A 15631-nucleotide genomic window follows, 5' to 3' on the forward strand; every position below is an offset into this window, starting at 1 on the left:
GTCCAGAAATGGCCTAGAAGATGACCTCGGAGAGGTCTATCATCATCTGAAAATGCTTCAAAGCCAATAAAATTCAAAAAAGAGGTCCGGAATGAGACTATTCCGAACCCCTTTTGTCTACAAACTGCCCTGACCTCAACGTAGGTCAGGTTTATTTTTGATTATTAAGCTAGTGAAAAATGGGCATATTATCTAAAATTTATAAAGTTTATAGATTAAAAAATATTTTTTTGAAAATGAAAAAATGTCTTCTTCTAAAAGTCATCCTATGTCATAATATAGGTAATAATAATAGCATTTTTTAGGTGGAGTCTGTCACAAAGGGGCAATTATGTCCTTTTGAGGGAGGCTTTTTTATTTGCAGCCTAATTATAAAACGAAGAAGGTGCTGTTTATGTATGGTATTAAACTTTAATTGGAAAGGAATGATCTATATTTGAGTGTATTAATGCCTAAAATTAAAGAAGTTTTGTATGCAGTTCTCCCCATTACCGCACTTGTAATCATTTTAAATTTGACAATTACCCAATTAGACTCTTTCTTGATTATACGCTTTATAATTGGGGCCATTTTAATCATTATCGGATTATCTGTTTTCCTGCTTGGCGTGGATATCGGAATAACTCCAATTGGACAGATGATGGGTGCTGGCATGGCAAAAACAAATAAAGTATGGATTGTCATTGCTGCCGGCCTCGTACTTGGTTTTATCATCTCGATAGCTGAGCCAGATTTGCACATTTTGGCAGGGCAAATTGAACTGGTTACCTCAGGTCTTATTTCAAAGGGCTATATTGTGGTTATCGTCTCAATCGGTATTGCGGCTTTGCTTTCTGCAGGCCTGGTAAGAATTGTGTATAACCTTCCATTGTATAGATTATTAACGATTTTGTATCTTATTATCTTCATTCTTGCCATTTTCACATCACCGGAGTTCCTGGCTATTTCTTTTGATGCTTCTGGGGCAACCACCGGAGCTTTGACGGTTCCGTTTATTCTGGCTTTAGCACTTGGTGTGTCCTCACTGAAAAAGGATAGCAAAGCATCTGAACAGGATAGCTTTGGATTAGTAGCCGTTGCCTCAACAGGCGCGATTATTTCTGTCATGATCATGAGCATCTTATCGAAAGCCGATAAGATTTCCGGCAGTCTTGAACATCATGATCCCTCTGCAGATATTCTTGGACCATTTTTAGATAAAACACCCATACTTGCAGGTGAAGTATTTTTGGCCCTGCTTCCGATTTTACTGATTTTTTTGCTGCTTCAGAAATTGATCTTTAAAATGTCCAAAAAAGCAGTTCACAAAATACTTAAGGGAATTGTTTTTACTTTTCTGGGCCTTGTCCTCTTTTTAGCAGGGGTAAATGCAGGTTTTATGGATGTCGGCACGGCGGTGGGACACAGCATAGCCTCTTTAGACAGTAAAGCATACATTATTATTATAGGTTTTATATTGGGCTTCGTGACCATTTTGGCAGAACCTGCTGTTCATGTGCTAACACATCAAATTGAAGATGTAACAAGCGGATATGTAAAAAGGAAGGTCGTCATGATTTCCCTATCAATAGGGGTTGGCGCAGCCGTTTCTCTATCAGTGTTAAGAATCATTATTCCTGAGCTGCAGCTATGGCATTATCTTTTACCGGGCTATGCCATTGCGATTGCCATGACCTACTTTGTTCCAAAGCTGTTTGTTGGGATTGCTTTTGATTCTGGCGGGGTGGCATCAGGCCCGATGACAGCTACATTTATTTTAGCTTTTGTGCAGGGAGCTGCAGAATCAATAGAAGGGGCCAATGTATTAATAGATGGATTTGGCATGATTGCAATGGTTGCACTGACTCCTCTGATTGCCCTGCAGGTATTAGGTTTTATGTTTAAACTAAAATCCAAAAAAGGAGGCTTTGAAAAGGATGCACAGTCACTCTGATTTTGCCGGATTTGAATTAGTCTATGTGATTGTTGACTTTGGATCAGGAAGTAAAGTACTGCAAACTGCCAAGGCAAATGGTATTTCAGGAGGAACCGTCCTCCTGGGAAAAGGGACTATCCAAAACCGCCTCCTGGAGTTCTTATCATTAACTGATGTGAAAAAGGAAATTGTCCTGATGGTTGCGGATAAGCACACAGCCGATTATGCCCTCCAGCAGCTTGACAGGAAATTCAAATTCAGCAAACCAAACCACGGTATCGCTTTTGCCATTTCTGTTTGTAATGTGATCGGAGCAAGCCGCTGCAGAAGCGGAAATAGTGATCAGGGAAGAGGTGTAGATAAAATGATGTATCATGCCATTACGGTGGTTGTAGAAAAAGGGAATGCAGAGCAAGTGATCGATGCGGCAGCCGAAGCAGGCTCTAAAGGTGGTACGGTCATTAATGCTAGAGGGTCGGGTATTCATGAAACCAGCAAGCTATTTTCAATGGCCATTGAACCAGAGAAGGAAATTGTGCTTATTCTGTCAGAGGAAGAAAGTACAGAAAAAATAGTATCCTCGATAAGAAAAAAACTTAAAATTGATGAGCCGGGCAATGGGATCATATTTGTGCAGGAAGTCAGCAAAACTTACGGGATTTATAAGTGAATGGCAGCCTGATTTAATGGCTAAATTAGTAGTAAATGGAAAAGGGGGCAGCAAAATTTGAATATCTTTTTTGCAGTCACAGTTTTAATTTACACCATGCTACTCATTTTCACGTACGGCTTTTCCATCTTAACTGATTTTCAGGAAGATAAAGGGGAGGAAATATTTGATAGGTCTTTTAAGAACGCCTATGTGATCCTTCTCTTTGGCCTTCTCATTATTTACACTCTAAACCAGCATCCCCATATTCCCATGGATTCAGATAAAACCTCTTATCTCTTGCTTGCAAGTAAATTTTTATCTCTGTTGACACTTGGCGTCAGCCTATTTATTTTCAGCCGTAAAAATTACAGCCTGTAACATCCTGAGATATTAAGATAAAGGTGTCTGACTTATCATGATGCTAATAATTATATTTGAAATTTGTTTAAAATACTGTCATAAACAGTATAATTAAAGGTGTGTAAGCGATTACGGGATGAGGAGGAGAAAATGGGCAGATTAATTCATTTTGAAATCCATGTCGATGATATGGAGCGGGCAAAAAAGTTTTACGGAGAGGTTTTTGGATGGTCATTTCAGGATTGGAGTGAATATGCCAGAATGCCTTATTACGGAGCAGTGACTGGCCATGATGAAGAGCTGGGCATTAATGGTGCTCTTATGCAGCGCCAGGGACCACCACCAGAAGCTAATCAGGCGTTAAACGGATATTCCTGCACAATTGGTGTGGAAGATTACGATACTGCAGAAAGCAAAATCCTTGAAAATGGGGGAACTGTTGCATTGCCAAAGTATGCTCTCCCAGGTATGGCATGGCAAGGATACTACAAGGATACTGAAGGCAATATTTTCGGTATTCATCAGCCAGATGAAAATGCGAAGTGAATGGTTAAGACTGTTAGCACCTATGAAACCATACATAAAAAAAGCCAGTCTAAAACGACTGGCTTCAGTAGAGGAGTTCCTTTAAGGAGGGGCTCCTTTATTTATGCGATTAGTTTTGAAATTTTTTCTTCCTTGCGCTTCTTCTTATATTCAGCAGTTGCTGTGAATAGAACATCTGAGGAAGAGTTAAGGGCTGTTTCACAGGAATCCTGTAATACGCCAATGATAAATCCTACCCCGACGACCTGCATAGCTATGTTATCCGGAATTCCGAATAAGCTCGCTGCCAAAGGAATGAGAAGAAGGGAACCGCCTGCAACGCCCGAAGCACCAGCGGCAGAGACTGCTGCTAACACGCTAAGGATTAGAGCTGTTCCAAAGTCCACTTGAATACCTAATGTGTGAACAGCTGCAAGAGTAAGAACAGAAATTGTAACAGCTGCACCTGCCATATTAACTGTTGCGCCTAATGGGATGGAGACGGAATACGTATCTTCATCCAGTCCAAGCTTTTCGCATAAGCTCATATTTACAGGAATGTTTGCTGCTGAGCTCCGAGTAAAGAATGCTGTAATCCCGCTTTCTCTTAAGCATCTTAAAACAAGCGGATATGGATTTCTGCGAATATTTAAAAATACGATAAGAGGATTTACAACAAGAGCAATAAAGAACATGCATCCTAATAGAATGGCCAGTAATTTGCCGTAATCCATCAGTGCAGATAGACCATTGGTGACAATCGCATCAAACACAAGACCCATAATTCCGATTGGTGCGAAGCTGATTACCCATTTTACCAGGGTCGAGATGGCATCTGAAAAGTTTGAGAGCATGTTTTTTGTTGTATCTGCAGCTTTTCTTAAGGCAATGCCAAGAAGAATTGCCCAAGTTAGAATTCCTATATAATTACCATTGATTAGGGCATTGACCGGGTTGTCCACCACATTAGTCAAAAGAGTTTTGAGAACTTCCGCAATTCCTCCAGGTGGTGCTACATCCTCTGCTCCCGGAGCAAGTGAAAGAGTAACTGGGAAAATAAAGCTTGCCATAACTGCAACAAGTCCGGCTAAAAAGGTGCTTATACCATAAAGAGCTATAATGGACTTCATATTCGTCTTCTGGCCGCTTCTATGCCTGGAGATGGCATGCATGACCAGGAAAAAAACCAGTACCGGAGCTACTGCTTTTAATGCACCTACAAATAATGTACCAAAGATAGAGATCCATCCCGCTGTCTTTGGAATAGTCAAGGCGAGGGCTGCACCTGCGATGATTCCCAGCAGGATTCTTTTGACCAGGCTGATTTCGTTCCACTTGCTGAATGCGTTTTTCATTGGATTCCCTCCGAAGTGTTTATTATATAAAAGAGAATAATGGCCTTTCACTGTTGTTGGACAGTGACATTTGTAAGTTTAACACAAATATTATAAATTGTGTGTAAATTATTATATTGAAATATTTGCTAAAGGACTGTTGCTAGATAGGCTGCTGATAATATTGGTTTTAGTGGGTTAAATATGTGGAATGATAATAAAAATCCAATAGTTTTTCGCTTGAGGAATAAGAGCTCTTATATAACTGCAACCTAAATATGTACATAAAACCGAAAGATGAGGTACACACCATGACAGGAATTCTACTAGCCCTCATTGCAGCCGTTTCATGGGGCAGCATTGTATTTGTCAGCAACAAGCTCGGCGGGGACGAGGACAGCCAGACTCTGGGCACGACAATAGGAGCATTGTTGTTTGCTGTAGCTGTCTATACTTTTAAAAGGCCGGATCTTTCCAATGTCGTCTGGGCAGTCGGATTGATTTCTGGTTTATTCTGGTCGATCGGACAGAAAAATCAGTTTGGGGCGGTCCGCTATTTAGGGGTAGCAAAAACAGCTCCAATGTCCACCGGACTGCAGCTTATTGGAACCACATTTTTTGGAGTATTCATTTTTAAAGAATGGGAAACAAAGATAAGCATTATTATCGGAGTCACCTCATTGGTCTGCATAATTATTGGTGCCATTCTGACTTCCCTGAAACAGGGAGATGATCAGGAACAGGGAAGGAGTCTCAAGAAAGGCCTGCTAGTACTCCTTTTATCGACAGCAGGATTTGTCGGGTATGTGGTACTCATCCGCTGGTTTGAAATTGACGGCTGGTCTGCCATTCTACCACAGGCAATCGGAATGCTATTAGGAGCATTCCTCATAACTCTCCGCCGCAGGCCTTATAACAAATATGCTATCCGTAATATTATTACTGGGCTGATTTGGAGTACCGGGAATCTGGGATTGCTCCTTTCCCTTCCGAAAATCGGCGTGGCTACCAGCTTTTCACTTTCTCAAACAGGTATAGTAATTTCCACTATTGGCGGGCTTTTCTTTTTAAATGAGCGGAAAAGCAAAAAGCAGGTGTTTATGGTTCTTCTTGGCTGTATATTTATCATCGCAGGGGGAGTATTGCTGGGCTTTACGAAAAAATAAGGGAGTGATCATATGTATCCAAGTCTTGAAGGGAAAGTTGTGGTTATTACCGGGGGAGCGACCGGGCTGGGAAAAGCAATGTCAGAACGGTTTGGGGCTGAAAAAGCAAAGGTAGTCATCAATTATTTTAATGAGGAACAGGAAGTGCAGGAAATCATAGAAACGATTGAGAAAGCCGGCGGCAGTGCATCTGCCATCCAGGGGGATGTTACAAAGGAAGAGGACGTTAAAAGAATGATTGCCCATGCTATTAAAACGTACGGTTCGCTCGATGTCATGATAAATAATGCGGGTATCGAAAATGAAGTTCCATCAGAGGAACTTACTCTGGAAGATTGGAACAAAGTGATTTCGACGAATCTAACGGGGCAATTTATCGGCTGCCGTGAAGCTATCAATTACATGCTGGAAAACAAAATAAAAGGCTCAATCATTAATATGTCATCTGTTCATCAGGAAATTCCATGGCCTCATTTTGTTCATTATGCTGCAAGCAAAGGCGGCGTCAAATTGATGACCGAAACTCTTGCGCTGGAATTTGCTCCGCATGGTATCCGGGTGAACTGCATTGCCCCTGGTGCTATTGATACACCAATAAATGCGGAGAAATTCTCAGATCCGGAATTGAAAAAAGGTGTGCTTGAGCTCATTCCGATGGGCTACATTGGCAAGCCGGAAGAAATAGCGGCTTGTGCAGTATGGCTTGCATCAACAGAAGCCAGCTATGTCACCGGATTAACATTATTTGCTGATGGCGGCATGACACAATATCCAGGGTTTCAGGCTGGTAAAGGATGAATGGACAGCTCTTCTCAGTGTGAGAGGGGCTTATTTCTATTTCATCATTCAGCCGGTCGCCTAACCATATTTTTATGAAGCGATATAAATAAGCCCGGCCACTTAAAGAGGCCGGACCTGAAGGGGTAAAGAAAAAGGGCTGTATGATGTTTCGGTACAAATTCATTGTAATATGGAAATGTTAACAATCTATGAACGGGATGCGGACAAATTATTAAATTATTCCGCTCATTGCTAAAAAGGTGAAAGCAGTTCCATTTGTACCGATATCCGGCCGGGCAGGTCGAAGGGAAAGACAATAATATCCATTTTTTACTTTACCATTTGGAACTCTCCCTTATTTGATTATACAAAAGTATTCAGTAATGACTTTTAAAATGTTGTGAAAGAAAGTGCTGAAAACAAAAAGCGCCAATCCCCTAAAGATTATAGGGAAAAGAGCGCTTTAATTCTTTTTATTTTCTTTTCTGTGCCTTCATTTTATTTGCTTCCAGCTCAGCAGCATATTCTTCGTATGTTTTACCCTGCTTTTGGCTCTCAGATTGAATTTTTCTGAACTTATTATCATTAAGATTTGGCAAGTCGACACCTCCCTTGATCAAGAGTATTTTTTGCAAAGACCTGAACATTATTCGAAAAGAATGGATGTGCCCCACGGTTTAATTACTACTACAAAGGGTAAGTGGATATAGGAAATATTTAGTATGTGAAAAGAATGGCAATTAACAGAATCAGGGTATATTTTTCCAAATTCAAACAAAAAATAGAGTCATTAATTAAAAGGAGGACTGTTTGTGGCAGAAAATAAAGATAGTCATAAAGCAAATGAGCAAGATGTAAAGCGTGAGACATTGACTACTCGGCAGGGGCACCCTGTAACTGATAACCAAAACATTCGCACCATAGGCAACCGGGGACCAGCGACCTTGGAGAATTACCATTTTATTGAAAAAATATCCCATTTTGACAGGGAAGAGGTACCAGAGCGTGTGGTGCATGCAAGAGGAGCAGGGGCATTCGGATACTTTGAGACATACGGAAAGGTTGGCGATGAACCGGTCGAAAAGTATACACGAGCAAAGGTTTTTTCAGGTGCAGGGAAGAGAACGCCATTAATGGTCCGCTTTTCGACAGTGGCCGGTGCAAAGGATTCACCCGAAACAGCACGTGATCCCAGAGGTTTTGCCGTAAAAATGTATACTGAGGACGGAAACTGGGATTTGGTAGGGAATAACCTTAAAATCTTCTTTATCCGTGATGCGATGAAATTCCCTGATATGATTCACGCCTTCAAGCCTGATCCTGTTTCAAATGTGCCAAATCCTGAGAGGATGTTTGACTTTGTGGCCAGGACCCCTGAGGCTACACATATGATTACTTTCTTATTTTCCCCTTGGGGTATACCCGCTACATACCGCCATATGCAGGGATCAGGCGTTAATACATATAAATGGGTAAATGAAAAAGGGGAAGCAGTACTGGTGAAATATCACTGGGAGCCGAAACAGGGAATCCGCAATTTGACACAGGAAGAGGCAAGTGAAATTCAGGCGAAAAATGTCGGTCATGCCACACAGGATTTATTTGAGGCGATTAAACGCGGAGATTATCCTGAATGGGAGCTTTTTGTGCAGATTATGGAGGATGACTATCATCCAGAACTTGATTTTGATCCCCTTGATGATACAAAGCTATGGCCGGAAGATCAGTTTCCATGGCTTCCGGTTGGCCGCATGGTTCTTGATCGCAATCCGGAAGATTACCATGCAGAGATTGAGCAGGCTGCATTCGGTACCGGGGTACTTGTCGACGGAATGGATTTTTCTGATGATAAGATGCTGCAGGGACGGACTTTCTCGTATTCCGATACACAGCGTTATCGCGTCGGAGCGAACTATTTAAAATTGCCTGTTAATGCACCGAAAGCGCCTGTGCGCACAAATCAGCAGAGAGGGCAAATGGATACTCGTGATCCGAGGGAGTCTGGGGAAAATCCGCATATTAATTATGAACCATCGATAAAGGGCGGATTTAAAGAAGCTCCTGAAGAAGGCCGCACACCTCATCGGCCAACCTATAATGCAGCAGCCATGAGCGCTCCGATTGATCGGCCTAATAATTATGGACAGGCAGGTCATACTTACCGGAGCTTTGAGGATTGGGAACGGGATGAATTAATTAAAAACCTGTCTGAAGCATTGGCAGTTTGTGACAAACGTATCCAGGATGCCATGTTTGAGCATTTCACACAGGCAGATGAAGATTATGGCCGCCGCGTGAAGGAAGGAACAGCGAAAGTTATGAAAGAATTGCAAGCAATGAGCGAAAAAGAGCAAGTGCCTGGCCGGGATGCTGGAAGATCCAAATATGGGCAAGGATCGATTGCTCAGAACCAGGCAGCAAAAGAAGCAGTTGAAAAAAGCCGCGAAACAGATCCATATTAAAGATGAAAACAGGGCTGCCTAAAGATGGGCAGTCTTTTTGGTCTACGCTCATTCCCTTTTTATTGCAGGTTGGTAGGACTTCTTCCAGGTTTTGTAGAATATCTCCTTAAACTACATATCCAGGGGTGCAAAATGAAACCAATAATAGGGGTTACTTCAAATTTAGATGACAAGCAGCTTACCGTATCAATGGATAATATCCATTCATTATTAAACGCTGGAGCCGTACCGGTTGTTGTCCCTAATCTGTTGGATGATGACAAAATAGACAAATTAGCTGAAACCCTTGACGGGCTGCTACTTACAGGAGGTGGGGACATCGATCCAACACTGTTTGGTGAAGAACCCCATCAAAAGCTGGGCAGTATTTGTCCTGAAAGAGATATATTTGAAATCGGCCTAATAAAAAAGATGCTCGCTCGTGATAAACCAATCTTAGCCATTTGCAGGGGCTGTCAAATACTCAGTATTGCACTTGGCGGTGATATGTATCAGGACATCTATTCTCAAATGAGCGAACCTCTGCTTCAGCATGGCCAAAAGGCTCCTCGCTGGCATGCGACTCACTTTGTGAATGTTAAAAGCAACTCTCTCCTCCACAAAGTCACTGGAATGCAAAGCTTTAAAGTTAATAGCTATCATCATCAGGCTGTCCGCAAAATGCCTGACGGCTTTGAGGTTTGTGCCGAAGCAAATGATGGTGTCATTGAGGCTTTTGAGAGCAGTAAACATAGCTTTGCATTAGGGGTACAGTGGCACCCTGAATGTATGACACAAAAAAACGATACCCCTTCAAAGGCTATATTTAAGGCATTTGTTAAGGCTGGCTCGCAATAGTTTTAGAAGTTAAAACGCCGTCGCACTCTTAACCTGCGCGACGGCGTTTCACTGCCCTTCCTCCAAAAAAGTCTCCGCACTGGTGATAAATTCCCGGACCGCAAAGGATAAGTACTTATCCTTTTTCCAGATCATCCCAAGCTCTAAATTAACAGCAGACTCAGAGATTGGCAGAACCACAAGGTCATGGCAGTTTATGTTTTTACAGATTTTGCTGGGCAGCATGGTGATTCCCAGTTTCCCCTCAACCATTCCCAGCAGGAAGTCCTTTTGGGAGCTTTCACAGACGATATTAGGCTGAAAGCCGCTCTTTAAGCATTCCTCAATAATTAAGTCATAAAGGGTGAAATCTTTACGGTAGAGGATAAAAGGCTCTTTGGCTAATTCGGAAAAATGCACTTCCGTTTTAGAAGCAAGCCTATGCTCCCGGTGGATAATGAGCATTAAGGGATCCTTTATGACTTTGATTATTTCAAAGCCGCTGCCATGAGCCGGTACGGTGCAAATCAAGCCGATATCCAACGTGCCATCTTCCACCCCTTTTTTTATCTTCTTGGTGCCGACTTCTGTTAATTTTATTTCGATTAATGGGAATTTTTCTTTATACTGGCTGATAAGCTTCGAAAAGAAGGCTGCTCCGACTATGGGAGGTATGCCTATTTTGATTTCACCCCCCTTCAGCTCCATAAGATCTGTTAATTCCAATGTCAGGTTCTGAAATGCCTCAAGCACTTTTTTCGCATTGATTAATACTGCTTTTCCAGCATCCGTTAATTCCAGCTGCTTCGATGACCGATAAAAAAGCGGTACCCCTAGTTCACCTTCAAGATTTTTAATGGCTTTGCTGATGGAAGGCTGGGTGACATGCAGGGTCTGGGATGCTTTCGTGAAACTTAAGTGCTGAGCAACTTCAGCAAAATATTCTAAATGCCGGATATCCATTCACTTCACTCCTCGGTATAGCCAAAAGGCATAAGGATTATAGATTATATGTATTTCATTTATGAATGCGATTCATTATATAATAATTTACAATAAATACTGAAAATTAACAATATTTAATAAAGGGAGATGCATAGAATGGATCTGCAAAAGGAATCTCTGCTGCTTCATGAGAAGTTTCAAGGAAAGTTAACAGTTGATGTAAAAATGCCGCTAAATAGCATGAAAGATTTAAGCTTAGCCTATTCCCCAGGAGTGGCAGAGCCGTGCCGAAGAATTCATGACCAGCCTGAGAAAGTCTATGACTATACCATTAAAGGAAACTTAATTGCCGTTGTCTCTGACGGAACCTCGGTGCTCGGACTTGGGGATATTGGCCCTGAAGCCTCCATGCCTGTTATGGAGGGGAAGGCTGCACTATTTAAAGCATTTGCCGGAATTGATGCGGTTCCGATTTGCCTTGATACGAAGGACCCGGAAGAAATCATTAAAACAGTCAGGCTGCTGCAGCCTTCTTTTGGGGGCATTAACCTGGAAGACATTGCTGCACCAAATTGCTTTTACATTGAAGAACAGCTTAAGAAGGAAATGAATATTCCGGTTTTTCATGATGACCAGCATGGAACTGCGATTGTAACTGCAGCAGGGTTAATCAACGCACTGAAGCTTGCCGGCAAAAAAATGGATGAAATAAAAATCGTAATCAATGGAGCAGGTGCCGCTGGAATTGCCATTATAAAGCTTCTCTTGAATATGGGTGCTAAAGATATCATCATGTGTGATACAAAAGGAGCGATTTATGAAGGGCGTCAAGAGCGAATGAACCCTGTTAAAGAGTCTGTTGCGAAAATCACCAATTCTGGAAAACGCATAGGTCCGCTTGAGGAAGTTATCATCGGTGCCGATGTGTTCATAGGTGTTTCCTCTGCCGGTGCCTTAACAAAGGAAATGGTCGAGACGATGAGTCCAGATTCCATTATATTTGCCATGGCCAATCCAGTGCCTGAGATTATGCCGGATGAGGCAAAAGCTGCAGGAGCCAAAGTCGTTGGCACAGGCAGATCAGACTTACCGAATCAGGTGAACAATGTCCTCGCATTCCCTGGAATTTTCCGGGGAGCCCTGGACGTCAGGGCTACTGAAATAAATGAAGAAATGAAAATGGCAGCTGTCGAAGCTATTGCCGATTTAATTGATTCTACAGACCTGACACCTGATTATGTGATACCAGGACCACTCGACAGCCGGGTTGTCCCAGCGGTAAAGGATGCAGTAATAAAAGCAGCACAGGAAACAGGTGCAGCCAGAATTGAAATTAGAGAGAACCACATAATAAGCCAATAGAATAAAATTAGCATGCGGAGGCATGTTCAAAATAACAACATAGTATCCACAATAAAAAGATGTTGGTTTTGCCAATGGGAATGAAGTTCACTTTCGTCACTATTAATTTATTTAAAAGGGAGACTGATACCGATGAAAGTATACGAAGTAATTGAGACGCAGGAATTGTTCCGTGGTGAAATCATTGATAACTATTATGTTATTTATGAACAAACAGAAAACAAAGTCTATAAAAATCGAAACAATCATCTGTTCCAGCAGGAAAAATTTTTAGAAGAAACCATAAATATATTTAAAGGAAATCCGCATTCTACCTTAAAGAAAGTAAAAGCATATCCCATTAGCCATCTTGCATATGGGGATATCCGTGAAGCAATCACAAATGACTTTCCGGACCTCTTTAAGAACCTGAAAAAATCTTCGGCTTAATCACAGGCAGCCTCCAATAAAATGGAGGCTGTTTTTTCTTTGGACTCTTAAAATGGAAATGTTCCTTGTCTATCTGTATGATAGTATAAGCAAAAAAGAAAATGCGGACAGGACCGTTTTCGGGGAGCTTATATAGGGAATAATCCAGATGTACACATATATGTGAGGTGGAGCAATGATTAAGTTTGACAATGTGTCGAAACAGTACCGGGATGGTACAAAAGCAGTAGATTCAATCAATTTACATATAAAAGATGGCGAGTTCTTTGTAATTATTGGTCCGAGCGGTTCCGGGAAAACCACCGTTCTGAAGATGATTAACAGGCTGATTCCTTTGACAGCCGGAACGATTTTCATAAATGACAAACGAATTAGTGACTATGACATTCATGAGCTTCGCTGGGATATTGGCTATGTACTTCAGCAGATAGCCCTTTTTCCTCATATGACAATTGGAGAAAATATCTCGATTGTACCGGAGCTGAAAAACTGGGAGCCGAAGAAAATTAAAGAACGGATTGATGAGTTATTGGAAATGGTCGGTTTGGAGCCTGACATATACCGGAGCCGCAAGCCGCATGAACTTTCGGGAGGACAGCAGCAAAGGGTGGGTGTAACGAGAGCACTTGCAGCTAATCCTCCTATCATTCTGATGGACGAGCCCTTTAGTGCGTTGGATCCCCTAAGCAGGGAAAAGCTTCAGGATGACCTAATCAGCCTTCAGAAAAAAATAAAGAAAACGATTGTGTTTGTCACACATGATATGAAGGAAGCACTAAAGCTCGGCGACCGTATTTGTGTCATGAAAGATGGGGAAATTGTCCAAACCGGCACACCTGAAGAGCTGCTTGCACATCCGGAAAACGAATTTGTCAGGCAGTTTGTCGGGGAAGAGCATGGGTCGTACATAGAGGGATTCAGCCTTCATGATATCCTTCTGCCGGTTACAAAAACAGGACAGCAAGGAGCAGTCATTTCAGCCGCCGCTACATTTGAAGAAACACTAAGCTTATTGTCCATACATGATGAACTTGCTGTCAAAGAGGACGGAAACATCATTGGCATCGTCAATAGGCAGGCCTTTATCCGTGAACTTGCTGGAAGCATGAAGAATGAGGTGAGGTCATGAATGCCTTTAGCTCTGTTTTAAATGAAAGAAAAGGGCAGCTAATCAATGTGCTGATTGAGCATATACAGATTTCACTTATTGCTTTATTCTTTGCAGTCCTGATTGCGATCCCGCTTGGAATTTATCTGACTAATAAACAAAAAATCGCAGAGGGGATCATTGGAGTGACGGCAGTATTACAGACTGTTCCCTCATTAGCACTGCTTGGCTTGTTGATTCCCTTATTTGGGATAGGAAAGTTGCCTGCCATTATCGCACTAATCGTATATGCCCTTCTGCCCATTCTGAGAAATACATATACAGGCATTAAGGAAGTGGATGATTCCATAATTGAAGCTGCAAGGGCAATGGGGATGAAGAGGAGCAAAAGGCTCATGAAAGTAGAGCTCCCCCTTGCTATGCCGGTTATTATGGCCGGCATCCGGACAGCAATGGTGCTAATCGTGGGAACTGCTACTCTCGCTGCTTTAATCGGAGCAGGAGGCTTGGGAGAACTGATTCTCCTTGGAATCGATCGAAATAATACGGCACTGATTGTTCTTGGGGCCATACCTGCAGCTATATTGGCAATCCTTTTTGACATGATGCTGCGGCGATTCGAGCATATGTCTTTTAAACGGTCGATCACTGCATTGGGAGTCTTCATTGGCGCAATGATACTGGTTATAGCTTTTCCACTGCTGACAAATAAGTCTGAAGAGAAGATTGTTATTGGAGGGAAGATTGGTTCAGAACCTGAGATTCTGATCAATATGTACAAATTGCTGATTGAGACTGGAACCGATCTTCGTGTTGAGTTAAAACCGGGTTTAGGAAAAACATCGTTCGTCTTTAATGCTCTGAAGTCAGGCAGTATTGACGTGTATCCTGAGTTTACTGGCACAGCCATTGCTGAATTTTTAAAAGAGTCAGCGGTAAGCACTGAACAGCAGGAGGTTTACGAACAGGCGAGAAAAGGAATGAAGGATCAGTTCAGTATGAGACTGCTGAAACCGATGGCATACAATAATACGTATGCGCTGGCTGTACCGAAGAAATTCTCTGAGGATTATGGCCTGCAATCCATTTCGGATCTAAAAGCAGTCAAGGAAAACATTAAAGCCGGCTTCACTCTTGAATTCTCGGATCGGGAAGATGGCTATCGGGGCATTCAGGAGCTGTATGGCCTGAACTTTCCAACTGTTTTAACCATGGAGCCCAAGCTGCGTTATGGTGCAATTGAAAAAGGTGAAATCAACTTAGTAGATGCTTATTCTACAGATAGTGAAATCGCAAAATATAACCTCATTGTTCTTGAGGATGATAAAAATCTGTTTCCTCCTTATCAGGGAGCCCCGCTGATGCGAGAAGAAACCGCTAAAGAACATCCTGAGCTTGTCAAGGCCCTAAACAAGCTGGATGGAAAGATCACCGATGATGAAATGCGTGAAATGAACTATAAAGTAAATGTTGAAGGTGTGAGTCCTGAAGAAACTGCAAGGGAGTTTCTTCAGGAAGAAGGATTGCTGAAATAATTTGGATTGAACAAGGAATTATCGAATATATTAAAATGCATTTAACAGCCCTAATTCTATTAGTGGGGCTGTTTTTTGTCCGTCCAAGTTTGAGCCGGTTCTTGCAGTGCAGGGTATTCTTACCTTTATTGCAGGATGGAACAGCTCCCTCGGCTGATCAAAATTTTGGATAAAAGAAATTTTCAAATCATCAGGAACATAAAGATTCCTTCCTTTTTTAGGTGTTAAGTTCGGGCTCTCTT

The 15631-nt window shown here is 42.0% G+C and carries 15 protein-coding genes; 12 read left to right on the top strand and 3 right to left on the bottom strand.

The window, feature by feature from the left end:
• The first annotated feature begins 448 nt into the window (after positions 1-448).
• From M3205_RS07430 to M3205_RS07445, 4 genes are all read left to right on the top strand, one after another.
• Positions 449-1933: a DUF1538 domain-containing protein gene (locus tag M3205_RS07430; protein ID WP_251169331.1), complete on the top strand. Its 1485-nt coding sequence runs from the start codon at positions 449-451 to the stop codon at positions 1931-1933.
• Positions 1917-2585: a P-II family nitrogen regulator gene (locus tag M3205_RS07435; protein WP_251169332.1), complete on the top strand. Its 669-nt coding sequence runs from the start codon at positions 1917-1919 to the stop codon at positions 2583-2585. The genes M3205_RS07430 and M3205_RS07435 overlap by 17 nt, the downstream gene beginning before the upstream one ends.
• A 57-nt stretch (positions 2586-2642) precedes the next feature.
• On the top strand, positions 2643-2945 hold the full coding sequence (locus M3205_RS07440) for a hypothetical protein (RefSeq protein ID WP_251169333.1): 303 nt from the start codon (positions 2643-2645) through the stop codon (positions 2943-2945).
• Between the two features lie 132 nt (positions 2946-3077).
• Positions 3078-3473: a VOC family protein gene (locus M3205_RS07445; protein WP_251169334.1), complete on the top strand. Its 396-nt coding sequence runs from the start codon at positions 3078-3080 to the stop codon at positions 3471-3473.
• A gap of 101 nt (positions 3474-3574) precedes the next feature.
• Here the strand turns inward: M3205_RS07445 and sstT are convergent, their stop codons facing one another.
• Positions 3575-4807: a serine/threonine transporter SstT gene (sstT, locus tag M3205_RS07450; RefSeq protein WP_251169335.1), complete on the bottom strand. Its 1233-nt coding sequence runs from the start codon at positions 4805-4807 to the stop codon at positions 3575-3577.
• A 290-nt stretch (positions 4808-5097) separates the two neighbouring features.
• Between sstT and M3205_RS07455 the strand changes: the two genes are divergently transcribed.
• Complete coding sequence (locus tag M3205_RS07455) at positions 5098-5952, top strand: GRP family sugar transporter (protein ID WP_251169336.1); 855 nt, start codon at positions 5098-5100, stop codon at positions 5950-5952.
• A gap of 12 nt (positions 5953-5964) precedes the next feature.
• Positions 5965-6750, top strand: coding sequence for a glucose-1-dehydrogenase (locus M3205_RS07460; protein WP_251169337.1), 786 nt, complete (start codon positions 5965-5967; stop codon positions 6748-6750).
• A 455-nt stretch (positions 6751-7205) separates the two neighbouring features.
• Here the strand turns inward: M3205_RS07460 and M3205_RS25580 are convergent, their stop codons facing one another.
• Positions 7206-7331: a hypothetical protein gene (locus M3205_RS25580; RefSeq protein ID WP_285886207.1), complete on the bottom strand. Its 126-nt coding sequence runs from the start codon at positions 7329-7331 to the stop codon at positions 7206-7208.
• A gap of 213 nt (positions 7332-7544) precedes the next feature.
• Here M3205_RS25580 and M3205_RS07465 point away from each other — a divergent pair, with 213 nt between their 5' ends.
• Positions 7545-9194, top strand: a complete 1650-nt coding sequence (locus M3205_RS07465) for a catalase (protein WP_251169338.1) — start codon at positions 7545-7547, stop codon at positions 9192-9194.
• Positions 9195-9326: 132 nt separating this feature from the next.
• Positions 9327-10031, top strand: coding sequence for a gamma-glutamyl-gamma-aminobutyrate hydrolase family protein (locus M3205_RS07470; protein ID WP_251169339.1), 705 nt, complete (start codon positions 9327-9329; stop codon positions 10029-10031).
• Positions 10032-10079: 48 nt separating this feature from the next.
• Here the strand turns inward: M3205_RS07470 and M3205_RS07475 are convergent, their stop codons facing one another.
• Positions 10080-10973 (bottom strand): LysR family transcriptional regulator, encoded by an 894-nt coding sequence (locus M3205_RS07475; RefSeq protein ID WP_251169340.1) that lies wholly within the window; start codon positions 10971-10973, stop codon positions 10080-10082.
• A gap of 138 nt (positions 10974-11111) precedes the next feature.
• On the opposite strand from M3205_RS07475, the gene ystJ reads away from it, so the two are divergent.
• From ystJ to opuFB, 4 genes are all read left to right on the top strand, one after another.
• A complete protein-coding gene (gene ystJ, locus M3205_RS07480; protein WP_251169341.1) occupies positions 11112-12317 on the top strand; it encodes an NADP-dependent malic enzyme in 1206 nt (401 codons plus the stop codon).
• Positions 12318-12449: 132 nt separating this feature from the next.
• The gene (locus tag M3205_RS07485) at positions 12450-12746 is read left to right on the top strand and encodes a hypothetical protein (RefSeq protein ID WP_251169342.1); all 297 of its coding nucleotides are present in this window, start codon (positions 12450-12452) and stop codon (positions 12744-12746) included.
• 175 nt (positions 12747-12921) lie between these two features.
• The gene (locus M3205_RS07490) at positions 12922-13875 is read left to right on the top strand and encodes an ABC transporter ATP-binding protein (RefSeq protein WP_251169343.1); all 954 of its coding nucleotides are present in this window, start codon (positions 12922-12924) and stop codon (positions 13873-13875) included.
• Positions 13872-15389, top strand: a complete 1518-nt coding sequence (gene opuFB, locus M3205_RS07495) for an osmoprotectant update ABC transporter permease/substrate-binding subunit OpuFB (protein ID WP_251169344.1) — start codon at positions 13872-13874, stop codon at positions 15387-15389. The genes M3205_RS07490 and opuFB overlap by 4 nt, the downstream gene beginning before the upstream one ends.
• Positions 15390-15631 lie beyond the last annotated feature (242 nt).

The sequence above is a fragment of the Cytobacillus firmus genome, from assembly GCF_023715565.1.
GTDB lineage: Bacteria > Bacillota > Bacilli > Bacillales > Cytobacillaceae > Cytobacillus > Cytobacillus firmus_C.